Origin of the sequence: uncultured Porphyromonas sp. (genome assembly GCF_947254915.1) — a bacterium.
GTDB lineage: Bacteria > Bacteroidota > Bacteroidia > Bacteroidales > Porphyromonadaceae > Porphyromonas.
The window spans coordinates 1-18,115 of sequence record NZ_CAMYEZ010000026.1 but is presented as its reverse complement, the minus strand read 5'-3'; the positions used below and the strand labels follow the sequence as shown (position 1 = coordinate 18,115).

The following is an 18,115-nucleotide window of genomic DNA, read 5'->3' as shown; positions in this document are numbered from 1 at the left end:
TTTCATTTCATTCTTCCGAACTTTTATTTCGGCCTTCCGTGGGGAATTTTCGTTTCTCACGTGGGGATTTGAGATTTCTCACGTGGAGATGAGATCGTCGGGTGGGGGCGTGCTTAGATTTATATATAAATAGTGCGGTCGTAGTGGTCACTATTTAGTACCTTTGCACAGACTTAAGTTTTAATGGAGTGTGGTACCTCTAATTATATAGCACTGTTATGACCGATACACGATACATCTTTGTGACGGGAGGCGTGGTCTCCTCACTTGGTAAGGGCATTGTAGCCGCCAGTCTTGGCAAACTGCTTCAAGCTCGTGGATACAAGGTTACGATCCAGAAGTTTGACCCTTATATAAACATCGACCCAGGGACGCTCAATCCATACGAGCATGGCGAGTGCTATGTGACAGAGGATGGTCACGAAGCGGATCTAGACTTGGGTCACTATGAGCGCTTCCTCAATATCCGCACCTCTCGGGAGAACAACATCACCACGGGACGTATCTATCAGAGCGTGATCAATAAGGAGCGCCACGGGGACTACCTCGGTAAGACGGTGCAGGTGATCCCGCATATCACGGATGAGATTAAGCGGAGCGTACGTCGTCTGGGTATGAAGCATCACTACGACTTTGTCATCACGGAGATAGGTGGTGTGGTCGGAGATATCGAGTCGCTGCCCTTCCTAGAGAGTGTACGTCAGCTCAAGTGGGAGCTCAAGAACCACTGCGTCTGTGTCCATCTGACTTATGTGCCCTTTATCGCAGCAGCTAAAGAGTATAAGACGAAGCCTACGCAGCACTCGGTGAAGCAACTCCAGGAGGAGGGTATTCAGCCCGATATCTTAGTGCTTCGTACGGAGCATAAGCTGAGCAATGAGATACTAGATAAGGTGGCACTCTTCTGTAATGTCTCTAAGGAGAGTGTCTTCCAGAGTATTGATATGCCCTCGATCTATGAGATACCGCTACTCTTGCAGGAGCAGGGACTGGATCGACAGGTGATCCAGCAAGCTGGTCTAGAGGTGGGCGAGACACCTAAGCTAGAGAGTTGGCGCGACTTCGTTCATCGGATGAAGTCGGCTACCAAGGAGCTACACATCGCACTCGTGGGTAAGTATGTAGAGCTACAGGATGCCTACAAGTCTATCGACGAGGCACTGCTCCAGAGCTGTGTATACCATGACCGTAAGCTCAAGCTAACCTCGATACATAGCGAGAGCATCACCAAGGACAATGTGGAGAAGCTACTGAGTGGCTACGATGGGGTAGTGGTGGCTCCTGGCTTTGGCTCTAGAGGTGTAGAGGGTAAGTTGATTGCTCTGGAGTATACCCGTACGCATCAGATCCCGACGCTCGGCATTTGCCTAGGTATGCAGTGTATGGCTATTGAGTTTGCGCAGAATGTGCTGGGTCTAGAGGATTGTAACACGACCGAGATCAAGCCTACAGCAGCCAATAAGATTATTGACCTGATGGACGAGCAGAAGGCGGTCTCAGACCTAGGCGCCTCCATGCGACTAGGTGCTTATGAATGCGAACTGAAGGAGGGCTCTAAGCTGGCAGAAGCTTATGGCAAGCTCTTGATCTCAGAGAGACATAGACACCGCTATGAGTTCAACAGTCAGTACCGTACCGCCTTTGAGGAGGCGGGCTTTAAGTGCGTAGGTACCAATCCCGAGACGGGTCTCGTCGAGGCGCTCGAGCTAGAGGGACACCCTTGGTATATCGGTGTGCAGTACCACCCCGAGTACAGTAGCACAGTCTTGCAGCCTAGCCCGATCTTTATGGCCTTTATCTCAGCAATTAGCAATCGATAGGGGCGCACATCTCGAGCAGTTTCTTTTATACACGACATACTCTATACTTTAGATGAATAAATCAAACCTCATAGGTATCGTTTTGATTGGTGTGGTCATCGTTGTCTACTCGGTCTTCCTACTTCCTAAGCAGAAGCCTGCATCCACGCCTACTCCTGCGACTGATACCACTCAGGTCGCAACGAATGCCGCTACAGCCTCTGCAGAGGAGGCCCAAACGACTTCAGATGTAGCAAAGCCTGCTTCTGTAGACTCGCTCTACGCTTTTAGCCAGTTGATGGCTCAGTCTGCTAAGGAGTACACGATGTCCAATGATAAGCTTAGCGTCACCTTTACCACACAGGGGGCTATGCCAGTCTCGGCTGAGCTAGCGGACTACAAGAGCTACGATAGTACGCAGGTGCAACTCTTTGCTCCTGGAGACTTTATGCTCAATCTGCCTATACGGACGAATCAAAACCAAATCCTAGAGACGAAAGATCTGATTTGGCTAGCTAGCCAGCCCAACGACTCCACGCTTCAGATGACGCTCCCGATAGACTCGTCAAGCTACCTCCGCATCATCTACACGATGCCTCACGAGGGGTATATGCTCGGTATGGCTATCGAGGCGCAAGGCTTAGGATCGCTCCTACATAGTAACAATGCTATGCAAGACTTAGAGATGAGCCTGCGCATACCGCGTCAGGAGCTCTCCTGGAAGTTTGAGAATCAGTACTCTACTATATATTATAAGTATCCGGGCGATGATGTAGAGAAGCTCAAGGAGACCAAAATGACGCAGGAGAAGGATGTCCGTGAGAAGATCCAGTGGGTGGCGATGAAGGATAAGTTCTTTAGCACCGTCCTCATTGGTCTGGGAGATACGCGTCTAGAGGAGAACAAGATGTCCTTCACGACTGAGCCTAAGGAGACAAACTATATCAAGGACTGCAAGTATCAAGGGGCTTTCGCAATGGATATACGTGATGGGCGCAAGGCGAACTTTGCACTCTTCATGGGACCTCTAGACTACAACATGCTCAAGAGCATAGACGCTGGCGTGGACAAGGCGCAGCGACTAGACCTCAAGCGGATGATCTATGTGGGTGGCTCGCTCTTTAGATGGATCAATGTCACTCTGATTCGTCCGCTGATAAACTTCCTCCAGGGCTTTATCTCTAACTGGGGTATCATCATCCTCTTGCTGACAATCATTATCAAGCTGGTGCTCTCACCGCTAACCTTCAAGAGCTATCTGTCGCAAGCTAAGATGCGTGTCTTGAAGCCACAGGTAGAGGCGATCAATGCTAAGTATGCGGGCGATGATCAGCAGATGATGATGAAGCGTAGCCAAGCGACGATGCAACTATACCGCAATGCGGGAGCTAGCCCGATGAGTGGCTGCTTGCCGATGTTGCTACAGATGCCTTTCTTGATAGCGCTCTATATGTTCTTCCCGACGGCTATAGACCTTCGTGGGGAGAGCTTCCTCTGGGTCAAGGACCTCTCGACCTACGACCCGATTATTTCGTGGAGCACGGACATACCTTTCATCACGGGGCTACTGGGTGGTAACCATATCAGTCTCTTCTGCTTGCTATGGGCTGTCACCAATATCATTTACTCTCGCTATACGATGAGTATGTCAGGCGGAGCTAGTGGTTCGCAGATGAAGATGATGCGTTTTATGCCTTACATGATGACGATCATGTTCTTCATCTTCTTCAATAGCAATGCGGCTGGTCTGACCTACTACTACTTTATCTCTACGCTGATCACGATCCTGCAGTTCCTCGCTAGCCGACTACTGATCAATGAGGATAAGGTGCTGGCACGTCTCGAGGAGAACCAGAAGAAGCCCAAGAAGAAAGGCTTTATGGCGCGTCTCGAGCAGATGCAGAAGGAGCAAGAGAAGCTCATGCGTGAGCAAAACAAGAAGCGTCGCTAACTAAGATATAACCCTCGGCGAATCAATGGAACCTCTCAAGCACGAGTGCGGGATAGCACTCATACGACTACGCAAACCTCTAGAGTACTACGCAGAGCACTACGGTACGACCCTCTACGGGCTGAACAAGCTCTACCTCCTGATGGAGAAGCAGCACAACCGTGGGCAAGATGGCGCTGGACTGGCTGTGGTTAAGACACAAGCCCCTCCAGGTGACGAGTATATCTATCGAGAGAGAGCTCTCGGTAGTAACGCTATTACGGAGATCTTCAAGACGGTACACGAGACCATAGCCTCAGCTCACGATGGTACGACGCCTACCGTAGAGGAAGCGACGCAAGCTGAGCGCTATACGCCTTTCCTGGGGGATTGCTACATGGGTCATCTACGCTACAGCACGACAGACTTGGCGGGAATGACATTCGTACATCCGATGGTTCGCCGTAGCAACTGGAGAGCGAAGTCACTGGCGGTGTGTGGTAACTTTAACCTGACCAATGTGTCGGGCATCTTTGACGAAATCACCGCCATCGGTCAGCACCCTCGTACTTCTAGTGACACACATATTATATTAGACCAAGTAGGTCACCGTCTAGACCGTGAGGTGGAGCGTCTCTACAAGATCGCTCACGAGGAGCAGGGGCTAGAGGGGATGGACATAACGCACTTCATAGAGGATCATCTGGATCTGACCAACGTGCTCCGTCGTACTAGTCCTATCTGGGATGGAGGCTTTGTGATGTGCGGTATGACGGGATCGGGAGATTCTTTCGTCCTGAGAGATCGTAATGGCATCCGCCCCGCATTCTACTACATTGATGACGAGATCATCGTCGTTGCTAGCGAGCGTCCCGTGATTCAGACGGTGATGAATGTGACCTATGACAAGGTTCTTGAGCTAAACCCTGGCGAGGCGCTCACCATAGACAACAAAGCTAATCCGAGTATCACGCAGATCCTGGAGCCTGGAGAACTGAAAGCTTGCTCCTTCGAGCGTATTTACTTCTCTCGTGGTAGTGATCGAGACATCTATCGTGAGCGCAAGATGCTGGGACAGCTCCTCACGCCTGCTATCCTCAGAGAGATAGACGGAGACTTGACTCACTCGGTCTTCTCCTTTATCCCAAACACCGCCGAGGTCGCTTACTTTGGTATGCTGGAGGGACTAAACCTCGAACTTAACGAGCGCAAGGCGGAGCAGATTGAGCAAGCGTTAGGAGCTCCCGACTTTGACGAGCAACTAAAGCATATTCTCTCGCAACGGATACGTAGTGAGAAGGTCGCCATCAAGGATATCAAGTTACGCACCTTCATCTCCGAGGGCAATACGCGCAACGACCTAGCGACGCACGTCTACGACGTCACCTACGGCTCCATCGAGCGTGGCGTGGACAATCTCGTGGTCATCGACGATAGTATCGTACGAGGCACGACGATACGCCAGAGCATCCTCACGATCCTAGATCGCTTAGGGCCGCGCAAGATAGTCTTCGTCTCCAGTGCTCCACAGATCCGCTATCCCGACTACTACGGCATAGATATGCGTCACGTAGACGAGTTCATAGCCTTTAGAGCTATGATCGCACTTCTTCAGGAGCGAGGCCAGCAGCGTATGCTTGACGAGGCATACCGTGAGGCAATGGCTCTCAGAGAGCACCCGCTCACGGAGTACGTCCCCAACGTGATCAAGACCCTCTACGCTCCCTTTACAGAGGAAGAGATCTCAGCTAAGATCGCTGAACTCGTCAAGTCTGACGGGATCAAGGCAGAGGTTAGCATTGTCTACCAAACAGTAGAGGCTCTACACGAAGCTATCCCTCATCATCCAGGCGACTGGTACTTTACGGGCGACTACCCAACGCCTGGCGGGTCCCATCTCGTCAACGATGCTTTCATCGCTTACTACGAGCAGCAGTACAATCGCAAATAGACATAGACGCTCTTTTCACCCAATAATCATGCAAATATCCACACAGCGCAAAGCTACGCTCACGCTACAAGACGGATCTACCTACACGGGCTGGCACTTCGGTGCGACTAGACAGTTGGCTGGTGAGGTAGTCTTTAATACAGCCATGAATGGTTACACCGAGTCGCTCACCGACCCCAGCTATATGGGTCAGATCTTGGTGATGACCTATCCGATGGTGGGCAACTACGGTGTCCCCGCAGCCACTCGAGATGAGTACGACATCCCCAGATACTACGAGAGTGACGGCTGTCTCATGCGTGCTCTGATAGTCAATAGCTACTCGCCTGAGTACTCCCACTGGAATGCGGAGCAGTCCTTAGGAGACTTCATGGCAGAGCAGGGCGTCGTGGGGATTACAGGCATCGATACACGAGCTCTGACCAAGCATCTGCGTGACCACGGTATCCAGGTCGGCACGATAACCATCGAGGGCGAGACCACTCCCATAGAGCCCGCCATCGGAGACCAAAACTTAGTCGCTCAAGCCTCTTGCCACGAACCTCGCATCTACGGTTCGGGCGACTGTCATATAGCTTTGATCGACTGTGGACTCAAGGACAACATCCTGCGCTCGCTCATTGACGAGCGCTTCACCCTCCATCGTGTCCCTTGGGACTATCCTTTGGAGCAGATCGAGGGACTGCGTGGTGTCTTCATCAGTAATGGCCCTGGCTCCCCAACTTGCTGCAAGGAGACGATCAGACAGATACAGTATGCTTTCGAGCGTCAGCTCCCCACTTACGGCATCTGCATGGGCAATCAGCTGATGGCGCTTGCCTCTGGTGCCAAGATCTATAAGATGAAGTACGGCAATCACGGACACAACCAACCTGTCCGACGGGTTAATTCAACTCAGTGCCTCATTACTAGCCAGAACCATAGCTACGCTGTCAACTCAGCGACACTCCCTCAGGGATGGGAAGAGTGGTACACCAACCTCAACGATGGCACCAATGAGGGGTTAATGCACACCGACCTGCCATTTCGCTCGGTACAGTTCCACCCAGAGGCAAAGGGCGGTCCGCTAGATGCGCTCAGCTTCTTCACTGACTTCCAGGACACCGTCTTGAACTACCCACAATTGTCGAAATAACCCATCAAGCTCGACCAAACCATGACTCAGCGTAAGCAATACAATAAGATACTCCTACTCGGATCTGGCGCACTCAAGATCGGAGAGGCAGGCGAATTTGACTATTCAGGCTCACAAGCTCTCAAAGCTGTCAAAGCGGAGGGTATCAAGACCGTCCTCATCAACCCCAATATCGCTACGGTTCAGACCAGCGAAGGCGTTGCTGATGCGGTCTATTTCTTACCCGTCACGCCTTACTTCGTAGAGCGTGTCATAGAGCGTGAGCGTCCCGACGGCATCATGCTAGCCTTCGGTGGGCAGACCGCACTCAACTGTGGAGTTCAGCTCTTCCAGTCTGGTGTCTTGGAGCGTTACGGCATCGATGTCCTCGGTACACCCGTCGAGACCATTATGGCGACCGAAGACCGCGAGCTCTTTGTCGAGAAGCTTGACGAGATAGAGGTCAAGACGATCCAGAGCCACGCTGTCACCACGATGGAGGACGCTCTCGTCGCTGCCAACCAACTAGGCTACCCCGTCATCGTACGAGCTGCCTACGCCTTGGGAGGCTTGGGTAGTGGATTCTGCGACAATGATGAGGAGCTCAGAGTCCTTGCTGAGAAAGCTTTCGCCTTCTCCCCACAGCTCCTGATTGAGAAGAGCTTGCGTGGCTGGAAAGAGATTGAGTACGAGGTGGTGCGAGACGCTTACGACAACTGCATCACCGTCTGTAATATGGAGAACTTTGACCCGCTCGGCATCCATACTGGTGAGAGCATCGTCATCGCTCCCTCGCAGACCCTCTCCAACGACGAGTATCACAAGCTCCGGACGATAGCCATCAAGATCATTCGTCACCTCGGTGTCGTAGGCGAGTGCAATGTGCAGTACGCCCTCGACCCTTACAGTGAGGACTACCGTGTCATCGAGGTCAATGCGCGTCTCTCACGCTCCTCAGCTCTAGCGAGCAAAGCTACTGGCTATCCCCTCGCACACGTTGCTGCGAAGCTCGGACTAGGCTATGGACTCTTTGAGGTGCAGAATGCGGTGACAGGTTCCACGCCAGCCTTCTTCGAGCCTGCGCTAGACTACTGTGTCTGCAAGATACCTCGCTGGGATCTCGGTAAGTTCCACGGCGTGTCTCGTCAACTCGGTAGTAGCATGAAGTCTGTCGGCGAGGTGATGGCTATCGGTCGCACCTTTGAGGAGGCAATCCAAAAGGGACTCCGCATGATAGGGCAGGGCATGCACGGCTTCTGCGAAAACAAAGAGCTCGTCATCCCCGACATCGACACAGCCCTACGAGAGCCAACGGATACCCGCATCTTCGTCATCAGCAAAGCGTTCCGTCAGGGATACAGCGTGGAGCAGATCCACGAGCTTACGAAGATAGACCGCTGGTTCCTCTATCGCCTCCAAGGCATCCTAGAGACCGCCGAGACACTGGGCACTTGTGACTCCATCGAGAGTCTCCCCGCCGAGCTACTACGACAAGCTAAGGAGCAAGGCTTCACCGACTTCCAGATTGCTCGTGCCGTCACCAAGGAGTACAAGAAGCCCCTCCACAAAGAGGCTGACCTAGTACGCCAGCACCGCAAGAGCCTCGGCATACTACCTTATGTCAAGCAGATCGACACGCTAGCCGCCGAGGTACCAGCCGAGAGCAACTACCTCTACCTCACTTATCATGGTGAGGAGCACGACATAGCCACAGAGCAGGACGGCAAGTCGGTCATCGTGCTAGGCTCGGGAGCTTATCGTATCGGTAGCTCCGTCGAGTTTGACTGGTGCGGTGTCAATGCGCTACACACCATTCGCAAGGCGGGTCTGCGCTCTATCATGATCAACTACAATCCAGAGACCGTCAGTACAGACTTCGATATGTCAGACCGTCTCTACTTTGACGAGCTCACCTTCGAGCGCGTCATGGATATCATAGACCTAGAGGCTCCCAAGGGTGTCATCCTAGCTACGGGTGGTCAGATTCCGAACAACCTAGCACTACGTCTTGCCGCCAATGGGGTCACCATCCTAGGAACGCAAGCCGAAGATATAGACCATGCGGAGGATCGACACAAGTTCTCCGCCATGCTAGACGAGCTAGGCATTGACCAGCCCGAGTGGAGCGAGCTCACCACCATTGAGGATATTGACCGCTTCGTGGATCGTGTAGGCTACCCCGTCTTGGTGCGTCCTAGCTACGTCCTCTCAGGAGCTGCGATGAATGTCTGCTCCAATCAGGAGGAGCTACTCCGCTTCTTGCAGCTCGCAGCCAATGTGTCCCAAGACCACCCCGTGGTCGTGTCGCAGTTTGTCGAGCATGCCAAGGAGATTGAGATGGATGCCGTCGCCGATCATGGCGAGATCATCGCCTATGCGATCAGCGAGCATATCGAGTTCGCCGGTGTCCACAGTGGCGATGCAACCATCCAGTTCCCCGCTCAGAAGCTTTACGTTGAGACCGTACGACGCATCAAGCGCATCTCGCGTCAGATAGCCGAGGCGCTACACATCTCAGGACCGTTCAACATCCAGTTCCTCGCACGAGGCAACGAGATCAAAGTGATTGAGTGCAACCTTCGTGCTTCGCGTAGCTTCCCCTTCGTGAGCAAGGTGTTGCGACTCAACTTCATCGACCTAGCAACCAAGATCATGCTAGGACTGCCCTATGAGCACCCGACGAAGGATGCCTTCTCGCTAGACTATGTGGGGATCAAGGCTTCGCAGTTCTCCTTCTCCCGCTTGCAAAAGGCTGATCCCGTGCTAGGTGTCGATATGGTTTCCACGGGCGAAGTGGGTTGTATCGGCGAAGACACCGAGGAGGCTATCCTCAAGGCGATGCTCTCCGTGGGTCATCACATACCAGAGCGTGGCATCCTCCTCTCAACGGGTGGCGCTAAGCAAAAGGCTGACCTCCTTGAGGCATCGCAGCTCCTCCATAAGAAAGGCTACAAGCTCTACGCTACGGCAGGTACGCAGCACTTCCTAGAGGAGAACGGGGTCCCCGCCACGCTCGTTCACTGGCCTGACAGCACCGAGCAGCCACAGGCACTTGATCTGCTACACCAGCATGAGGTAGACCTAGTGGTCAACATCAATAAGAACCTCTCTACGGGTGAACTGACCAATGGCTACAAGCTACGCCGTGCAGCGATTGATCTCAACATCCCTCTGATCACCAATGCACGCCTTGCTGCCACCTATATTAAGGCATTCTGTACGCTCTCACTAGAAGAGCTAGAGATCAAGAGCTGGCAAGAGTACTAACAGCAAAAGAACAGCCAACAGCCAACGGCCAAATAAAACTATGGACAAGCCCTTCTGCATGCGACACTACGCTCTCATGCAGGGGGCTTGTGCTATGCGTATCTCTACCGATGCGCTCTTCCTCGGAGCGTGGGCGAGGACGGCTCACACAGCCAGTCAAGTCCTAGATGTGGGAACAGGGACCGGCATCCTATCGCTGATGCTCGCGCAGACCTATCCCAGAGCCATGGTCACCGCTATCGACATTGATGACGAAGCGGTCCGTACTGCTCAGGAAAACTTCTCCCGCTCTCCCTATAGCAATCGGCTCACGGCACTGTCGTGTGACATTACCGCGCCAGAGCTAGCTTTACCCCTCCGTCACTACGACCTTATCGTCTCCAATCCTCCTTACTACGACGGACTCCAGCCCGCTACGGCATCGCTTCGTCAGGCACGCCACACGGGGGAAGGCTTCGCGCCACACCTGCTCTTTCGTTATCTAGAGTCACTCGTTGCTCCTGAGCCAACGCTCTGTCTCGTCACACCCGTCGAGGCACTGCCCCTCCTGCGTCGGGAGGCGGTGCTACACCGCTACAATCTCACACGGCTTTGCGGACTACACCACCACGTAGGGCAGCCCGCCATACGAATCTTGACACAGTGGCATCGCTCCGAGACACCGTCTGCGCCTTGTCTATCGGAGCGTCTAGCGATACGCACCGTGCAGCAACGCTACACCGACGAGGCGTGCGACCTCCTACGCCCATATCTACTAGACGAATACCTCGACTGACGCATCCCCTTTCAGCAATGTCTTACCTTAAAAAAAGCAGATTCAAGAGTAAGACATTTACTTTTAGGGAACGATAAGGTTCTGATGTCCACGGAGGAAATCCTCAATAGCTCACGAGAAAACGAAAATTCTTCACCGAGGGGCGAAATGAAACTTCGGAAGAATGAAATGAAACTTCGGAAGAATGAAATGAAAGTTTGGAAGAACTTTTCTGTACCTCTGTGGAGAATGAAAAGTCTTCACCTGGGAATTGCCGATTTCCTCCGTAGAGCCTGTTGCAAAAGTCAACAATCTAGTATATTTGTGGGGGAGGAGGATTGGGCTAGAGTTGTAGCTTGTAGCGCCCATCGGGCTGGAGCGAGACGGCGCCTTCGCTCTCGAGGAGGAAGAGTCGGAAGCTTACTTCGTCGACGCCCATGAGCGTCTGGTCACAGATAGCATCGATCGAGAGGCCATCACCGCTCTCTATGAGTAGTTCGAGGAGGGGACGTGTCTCAGGCTCTAGGCGAGCTCGCAGAGCATTGAGCTTGCTCTCGTGAGACATGGAGCTGACGGCACTGCGCGCCTCATGGTCGGGCTTCTTCCACTCGAGGTCTTCGCAGAGGTGAGTGGCTGAGGTGATGAGCTTGGCGATATTGTTGTAGATAAGGTTGTTGCACCCTTCGTTTTCACGATCTGAGGGACGACCCGGGAGGGCGTAGACGGCACGGTCGTAGTCAAAGGCTTGGTGAGCCGTGATGAGCGAACCGCCACGCTCGGCAGACTGACCGACGAGGGTCGCCTGCGTAAGCCCCGCCACAATACGATTGCGCAAGACGAACTGATGTCGCTGAGGCTTGACACCAGCAGGGTACTCGGAGAGTAGAGCGCCACCGCGAGATACGATGCTACGAGCGAGGTTGCGGTGATTGCTCGGATAGATCATGTGAAGCCCGTGCGCCAGCACAGCAACGGTGGGCAAGCCCGCCTGCAGCGCCGCCTTGTGTGCGACAGCGTCTAGCCCGAGTGCCAGACCGCTGACGATGGTCACGCTGTCGGTCACGCTGGGCAGATGACCGATGATCGTCTGCAGATCCTCGACACCATGCTGCGAAGGTTTGCGCGTACCAACGACGCTGAGCGTCTGCTCCGCATGGAGTGGCGCTAGGTCGCCTAGGTAAAAGAGTATCAGTGGTGCATCGGCACACTGTAGGAGTAGGGGAGGGTAGTCTGCATCGTAGATGCTGACTATTTGAATGCCTAGATCGGCGGTGCGCTGTAGCTGCGCTTGCGTTTCCTCGAGCTTAGTCTGGTTCCGTAGGAGCGGGTAGAGATGCGTGTAGACGTGTCCGTTGAGCCTTGCCAGAGCTTGTGGATCAGCCCATAGTGCTGTGGCTGATCCGGCAAACTCTATCAGATGGCGAGCGAGCTGTAGCGATACGCCCTTGAGCTGTGTCAAGGCATAGATACAGAGATGCTCACGGCTTATCTCAGGCATAGGCTAGGTGGCGGGGACTACTGCTGGGCAAGCCACTCGTAACCGTTGCGGAAGAACTGTATCCACGGTGAGACCTGATCCTCCTGGCGACGCTCCTCGGGGTAGAAGCCACACTGCCAGGTGAGCGTAGCACGCTCTGGGTGAGGCATCATAGCTAGGTGACGGCCATCGCTACTGCAAAGTGCTGCGATGCCACGCTCAGAACCATTAGGATTGCCGGGGTAGGTGTCGTAATGGTAGCGCGCTGCAATCTGCTCATCAGGTATCGTGGGGCAGACGAAGCGTCCCTCGCCGTGAGCCACCCAGACACCGAGCTGACAGCCCTCGAGGCCTTGTGTCAAGATAGCGCCGGTGTCGGCGATGTCTACGGTTAGGAAGTTGGACTCAAACTTGTGTGAGGCGTTGTGCTCCAGATTGAAGAGGCTTTCGCCCTGAGCATCCTTGCCGAGGAGACCGAGCTGAGCCATAAGCTGACAGCCGTTGCAGATGCCGAGTGAGAGGGTGTCGGGACGAGCGTAGAAAGCTTCGATAGCCTTGCGAGCCCGCTCATTGTAAAGGATGCCCGCAGCCCAGCCCTTGGCAGAGCCTAAGACATCGGAGTGCGAGAAGCCACCACAGTAAACGAGCATGCGAACGTCGGCTAGGTCGGTGCGTCCCTCGATGAGATCGGTCAGATGGACGTCCACCACGTCAAAGCCTGCGAGGTGCAGTGCGTAAGCCATCTCACGCTCACCGTTGGTGCCGTTGTCACGTAGGATAGCCGCCTTGATGCCAGATGCCTTCGTGCGATGAGGCTCTAGACCGAGACCTGCATAAGTGCCAGCGAAAGCGTGCGGGAAGCGCCACTGTACGGGCTGCTTGCCAAGGTTCTCGTAGCGACTCGTTGCTGGAGCTTCGCCACTCTGGAAGCAGTCTAGCAAGTAAGATTTGTTTGCCCAGCACTTGCGCGCGGCATCGATGTCGATCTCGTACGTTTTGCCCTCTTGATGGATCATCAGCAGGCGAGACTCGGTGGGTGCGCCTAGGTCGGCATAAGCGATCTCGTTCTCCTCGAGGATACGCTTCGCCTGCTCTGCCTTAGAAACCTGTAGAATGACGCCTGGGTTCTCGCTATAGAGTGCCGTGACGAGGTCCACATTGGCGAGTGCGTCTAGGCTGATCTCAGCGCCGCCCTGCGTATTGGCAAAGCACATCTCCAAGAGCGTCGTGACCATACCGCCTGCCGAGATGTCGTGACCAGCAAGGACTAACCCCTTATGGATCAACTCCTGAACGGCCTCAAAGGCGGTGGCGAAGTAGTCGGTGTCGCCGACTGTGGGGAAGCTGTCGCCCAGCTGTCCCAATGCTTGTGCCAAAGCTGAGCCACCGAGTGCCATCGGAGCAAAGCTAAAGTCTATGTAAAGCAGACGGCTCTGCTTAGCCGCCTTGAGCTCAGGCGTCACGATGCCTCTGACGTTGCTCACGGGAGCTGCAGCGGTGATGATCAGTGTGCCTGGGCTCATCACCTGCTTTCCGTCGGGATACTTCTGCGTCATAGAGAGCGAGTCCTTGCCCGTCGGGATGTTAATCCCTAGATCTATGGCAAACTCGCTACAAGCCTGCACCGCCTGATAGAGACGTGCGTCCTCGCCCTTGTTACGACAAGGCCACATCCAGTTTGCACTGAGCGAGATGCCACGTATGCCGCCCTCGATGGGGGCAAAGACAATGTTCGTCAGAGCCTCTGCGATAGCCATTCGAGAGCCAGCCCCAGCATCGATGAGTGCCACCTGAGGAGCATGTCCTACGGCAGTAGCCATGCCGCTCTTGCCGTCATAGTCTAGTGCCATAGCGCCGAGATCGGAAAGCGGTAGCTGGAGCGCACCGACGCACTGTTGCTGTGCCACACGACCCGTCACAGAGCGATCCACTTTGTTGGTCAACCAATCCTTAGAGGCGACCGCTTCGAGGGTCAAGACTTTGTCTAGATATTGGCGCCAGAGCTCTTTGTCATAGCTTACTGGTGCAAATTGGTGAGCGACCGTCTCGTCCTCCATAACGGTCTTGGGCGACTGCCCCAAAAGGTCGGACACGGCTAAGTCAATGGCTGCACGTCCCTCTCGCTCTGTGCTAAAGAGGAGGCGCTCATCGTCGGTCGTCTCGCCTACCTTATATATAGGGCTGCCCTCACGACGTGCTATCTGCTCCATCTGCGCGTACTCACGCTCCTGGATGAGCAGACCGACACGCTCTTGGCTCTCATTGCCGATGATCTCTCTAGCGGAGAGCGTCGGGTCACCTACGGGTAGTGCGTCAATGTCGATGCGCCCTCCAGTCTCTTCGATGAGCTCGGTGAGACAGTTTAGGTGTCCGCCAGCGCCGTGGTCGTGGATGCTCACGATCGGGTTGTCGCCCTGCTCGCTGATGGCGCGGACCACGTTGAGGACACGCTTCTGCATCTCAGGGTTGGCACGCTGTACCGCATTAAGCTCTATACCGCTACTGTACTCGCCCGTAGCGACAGAGCTGACGGCACCGCCACCCATCCCGATGCGGTAGTTGTCGCCACCGAGTAGTACGACCGTCTCACCAGGCTGTGGCGTCTCCTTCTTGGCATCCTCTTGGGGAGCGTAGCCCATACCGCCCGCTAGCATGATCACCTTGTCGTAGCCGTAGAGCGTGCTGTCGGCACTTTCCTGATGCTCAAAGGTCAGTAGCGAACCGTTGATCAAGGGCTGTCCAAACTTATTGCCAAAGTCACTAGCGCCGTCGCTCGCTTTCGTCAGGATCTCTTGCGGAGACTGGTAAAGCCACGGACGTGGGTCTAGCTTGGCGGGGCTAAGCTTCTGATCCTTCTCTAGACGTGGGTAGGAGGTGATGTAGACGGCACTACCAGAGAGTGGTAGCGATCCCTTGCCACCGCACATACGGTCACGAATCTCACCGCCCGAGCCAGTAGCCGCTCCGTTGAAGGGCTCGACTGTCGTGGGGAAGTTGTGCGTCTCAGCCTTTAGAGCCAAGACCGTATTGCGCTCCCGCAGTGTAAAGAGCGAGGGCTTCGTCGCGCTCGTTGGCGCAAACTGCCAGACGCGGGGACCCTTGACAAAAGCCACATTGTCCTTGTAAGCCGATACGATGCCGTTGGGGTTCTCCTTGGAGGTTTGCTTGATCATCGCAAAGAGCGAATCGTTTTGTCGCAAACCATCAATGACGAAGGTGCCGTTGAATATCTTGTGTCGGCAGTGCTCTGAGTTGACCTGTGAGAAGCCAAAAACCTCAGAGTCAGTCAGCGGGCGACCAATGCGTGCCGAGACACCCTGCAGGTAAGCTAGCTCCTCCTCGCTTAGAGCTAGTCCCTCCTCCTCGTTGTACGCCGCTAGGTCCGTGATCTCACGAATCGGCTGTGGCTCAGCGGTCATGGCGAAGCTCTCCTGACCTAGCCCCTTGTAGATCGCTTGGAGCATCGGGTCGTAGTGTGGCTTCGCCTCGTGAGTACGTGTGAGCTGCTCGATACGATCGATGCCAGCGATGCGCATGTTTTGCGTTATCTCCACAGCATTGGTGCTCCATGGGGTCACCTGCGTAGGACGAGGTCCCACAAAGGTTCCCTCGAGATGAGACTCGGGAGCCAGCTGCGTTCCGCCGAAGAGCCACGAGAGACGCTCGCAGGTCTCCTCGCTGAGAGCTGTGGTATGTGAGACGGCATAAATCGTATCACCAAGGACAAAGTAACTAATCATAGCGGGTGTTGTGTATAATGGATCTGAAACTGCTTACGTTGCAAATGTACGGAAATTAGCGCTGAGGGCAGTGGTTTAGACATAGAGTTGCCCAGCTTCGTTGAGCGTGGGGATGTGTATTGAGCAGTCTTGCTCGAGGCAAAGACGTAAGCTCTCGGGATAGCCACGCTGTATCAGACGCTGGTTGTGATCGCAATTATAAAGGTAGTCGTAGAGGTGAGCACGGTGCTCGCGGTACAGCTCTAGCGCTGTGCGACTGCTGTCGGTGAGTCGGTAGGTAGTGCCCAGCTCCTCTAGCTTGTCTAGGAGCGCTGCGCCGTAGAGCGTGTCTTCGATGCAGAAGCTGTTTTGCCAGCCAGAAGCGAGTACCGTCACGGCACGCCCCGAAGCTTGGCAGTGGCGCGCCACTGCGGTGAGATTGCTAAAAGCGCCTACGATGATCTTCGCTGCGCCAGCCTCCCTAGCTGCGTGAATGGCTTGGGTTCCGTTGGTCGTCGTGAATACGATGCTACGTCCGCCGATCCGCTCAGCGGTAAACTCGGAGGGATCGTTGCCCAGGTCAGCCCACGGACAACGCATCGCATTGCGCTCGGCAGCTACCACGTAGCCCTTACCGAGAAAGCTCTCCGCCTCCTCGGTCGTCGCCACGGGAATGATCTCCTTAGCGCCATGGTCAAAGGCCGCCACCATCGAGGTGCCAGCACGCAGTATGTCCACCACGACCACCACGCTGTCCTCCTGATGGTAGTAAGGGTAGAGCGCAGGGCAAGGACAAATGTCAAAAGTTAGATGTACCATAAGGAAGGAAAATTTGTTGAGCCGATGTCAAAGCCCTCCACGAGTGAGGGTGAGTTGCTCAGTGGAGGGCTTTGCTTAGCGTGCTGTTTGTAGCTTAAATAGCTTAGCGCAGCATATGATTACTTGCGAAAGGGGGGCTTGACCACCTTAGCCTCGAGGTTACGCTTGCGGACGGCGATGTAGATCTTGCTGTCTATCTTGCTGTACTCCGTAGAGACGTAGCCCATACCGATGCCTACCTTGAGGGCGGGAGACATAGTCCCAGAGGTGACGACGCCGATCTTCTCACCAGCCTCGTTGACTATGTCGTAGTGCTGACGGGGGATGCCCTTGTCGACCATCTCAAAGGCGACGAGCTTGCGTGTTACGCCCTCAGCTTTCTGCTTGAGTAGCGCCTCACGACCCACGAGAGCGGGCTTATTGTCTGTAAGCTTGGTGATCCAGCCTAGGCCACTCTCTAGTGCTGTGTGCTGATCGTCGATATCATTGCCGTAGAGGCAGAAACCAGCCTCCAGACGGAGCGTATCGCGTGCACCCAGACCAGCTGGCATGATGCCCTCGGGCTTGCCAGCCTCAAAGATAGCGTCCCATATCTTGTCGGCATACTGAGGGAAGAAGTAAAGCTCGAAGCCTCCGCAACCCGTGTAGCCCGTATTAGAGATGATCACGTTAGGGCAGTCTGCGAAGGTGCCTACCTTAAAGTGGTAGTAAGGGATGTCGAGTAGATTGATGTCCGTCAGACGCTGTAGGACTTGTGTTGCCTTGGGTCCCTGTACGGCTAGCTGTCCGACCTTGGCAGAGCCATCCTCTAGGTCAGCGCCCATATCGTTTTGCTTGAGGCACCACGCCCAGTCCTTGACCACGTTAGCAGCGTTGGGGACGAGCATGTACTTGTCCTCCTCGTAGCGATAGACGAGGAAGTCGTCTAGTAGTGTGCCCTGCTCCGTCGTGAAGCAGCTGTACTGTATCTGCCCCACCTCTAGCTTGGAGGCATCGTTGCTAGATACTTTCTGTAGGAATTCGAGAGCCTTCGGTCCCTTGACCCAAAACTCTCCCATGTGTGACACGTCAAAGACGCCGACGCCGTTGATCACATTCATATGCTCCTCAAGGATCCCCGTAGGGTACTCGATAGGCATATTGTAGCCTGCGAAGTCGTGCATCTTAGCACCCAGTGCTATGTGTCGCTCTGTAAATGGAGTAGTCTTCATAATGGTATGATGTTATTGATTGATCTGTATTATAAAGTGAGCTAGGCTCGTTCATTCCCCAAAGATAGTGAAAA

The 18,115-nt window shown here is 54.4% G+C and carries 10 protein-coding genes; 6 read left to right on the top strand and 4 right to left on the bottom strand.

Features of this window, described 5'->3' with window-relative positions; translation table 11 throughout:
• The first annotated feature begins 218 nt into the window (after nt 1-218).
• Genes Q0X57_RS02975 through Q0X57_RS02950 form a run of 6 tightly spaced genes read left to right on the top strand, consistent with a single transcriptional unit; the run spans nt 219 to nt 10,836 of the window.
• Nucleotides 219-1,820, top strand: coding sequence for a CTP synthase (locus Q0X57_RS02975; RefSeq protein WP_297727403.1), 1,602 nt, complete (start codon nt 219-221; stop codon nt 1,818-1,820).
• Between the two features lie 52 nt (nt 1,821-1,872).
• On the top strand, nt 1,873-3,750 hold the full coding sequence (yidC, locus tag Q0X57_RS02970; protein WP_297727400.1) for a membrane protein insertase YidC: 1,878 nt from the start codon (nt 1,873-1,875) through the stop codon (nt 3,748-3,750).
• Nucleotides 3,751-3,775: 25 nt separating this feature from the next.
• Entirely contained in the window at nt 3,776-5,680 is a 1,905-nt protein-coding gene (locus Q0X57_RS02965) for an amidophosphoribosyltransferase (protein ID WP_297727397.1), read from the top strand.
• Between the two features lie 28 nt (nt 5,681-5,708).
• Nucleotides 5,709-6,815 (top strand): glutamine-hydrolyzing carbamoyl-phosphate synthase small subunit, encoded by a 1,107-nt coding sequence (gene carA, locus Q0X57_RS02960; protein WP_297727394.1) that lies wholly within the window; start codon nt 5,709-5,711, stop codon nt 6,813-6,815.
• Nucleotides 6,816-6,836: 21 nt separating this feature from the next.
• Entirely contained in the window at nt 6,837-10,061 is a 3,225-nt protein-coding gene (gene carB, locus Q0X57_RS02955; RefSeq protein ID WP_297727391.1) for a carbamoyl-phosphate synthase (glutamine-hydrolyzing) large subunit, read from the top strand.
• Between the two features lie 40 nt (nt 10,062-10,101).
• Nucleotides 10,102-10,836, top strand: coding sequence for a methyltransferase (locus tag Q0X57_RS02950; RefSeq protein WP_297727388.1), 735 nt, complete (start codon nt 10,102-10,104; stop codon nt 10,834-10,836).
• A gap of 322 nt (nt 10,837-11,158) precedes the next feature.
• On the opposite strand, the gene dprA is transcribed toward Q0X57_RS02950, so the two are convergent.
• The 4 genes from dprA to gcvT form a co-directional block, all read right to left on the bottom strand.
• A complete protein-coding gene (dprA, locus tag Q0X57_RS02945; protein WP_297727385.1) occupies nt 11,159-12,313 on the bottom strand; it encodes a DNA-processing protein DprA in 1,155 nt (384 codons plus the stop codon).
• A 17-nt stretch (nt 12,314-12,330) separates the two neighbouring features.
• Entirely contained in the window at nt 12,331-16,032 is a 3,702-nt protein-coding gene (purL, locus tag Q0X57_RS02940) for a phosphoribosylformylglycinamidine synthase (RefSeq protein ID WP_297727382.1), read from the bottom strand.
• 75 nt (nt 16,033-16,107) lie between these two features.
• The gene (locus Q0X57_RS02935) at nt 16,108-16,830 is read right to left on the bottom strand and encodes a 2-phosphosulfolactate phosphatase (RefSeq protein WP_297727380.1); all 723 of its coding nucleotides are present in this window, start codon (nt 16,828-16,830) and stop codon (nt 16,108-16,110) included.
• Between the two features lie 119 nt (nt 16,831-16,949).
• Complete coding sequence (gene gcvT / locus Q0X57_RS02930; RefSeq protein ID WP_007366101.1) at nt 16,950-18,041, bottom strand: glycine cleavage system aminomethyltransferase GcvT; 1,092 nt, start codon at nt 18,039-18,041, stop codon at nt 16,950-16,952.
• Between the last annotated feature and the right edge of the window lie 74 nt (nt 18,042-18,115).

Coding starts and splice junctions, on each gene's coding strand:
- Q0X57_RS02975 (WP_297727403.1), top strand. CDS start 219: ATGACCGATACACGATACATCTTTGTGACGGGAGGCGTGGTCTCCTCA.
- yidC (WP_297727400.1), top strand. CDS start 1,873: ATGAATAAATCAAACCTCATAGGTATCGTTTTGATTGGTGTGGTCATC.
- Q0X57_RS02965 (WP_297727397.1), top strand. CDS start 3,776: ATGGAACCTCTCAAGCACGAGTGCGGGATAGCACTCATACGACTACGC.
- carA (WP_297727394.1), top strand. CDS start 5,709: ATGCAAATATCCACACAGCGCAAAGCTACGCTCACGCTACAAGACGGA.
- carB (WP_297727391.1), top strand. CDS start 6,837: ATGACTCAGCGTAAGCAATACAATAAGATACTCCTACTCGGATCTGGC.
- Q0X57_RS02950 (WP_297727388.1), top strand. CDS start 10,102: ATGGACAAGCCCTTCTGCATGCGACACTACGCTCTCATGCAGGGGGCT.
- dprA (WP_297727385.1), bottom strand. CDS start 12,313: ATGCCTGAGATAAGCCGTGAGCATCTCTGTATCTATGCCTTGACACAG.
- purL (WP_297727382.1), bottom strand. CDS start 16,032: ATGATTAGTTACTTTGTCCTTGGTGATACGATTTATGCCGTCTCACAT.
- Q0X57_RS02935 (WP_297727380.1), bottom strand. CDS start 16,830: ATGGTACATCTAACTTTTGACATTTGTCCTTGCCCTGCGCTCTACCCT.
- gcvT (WP_007366101.1), bottom strand. CDS start 18,041: ATGAAGACTACTCCATTTACAGAGCGACACATAGCACTGGGTGCTAAG.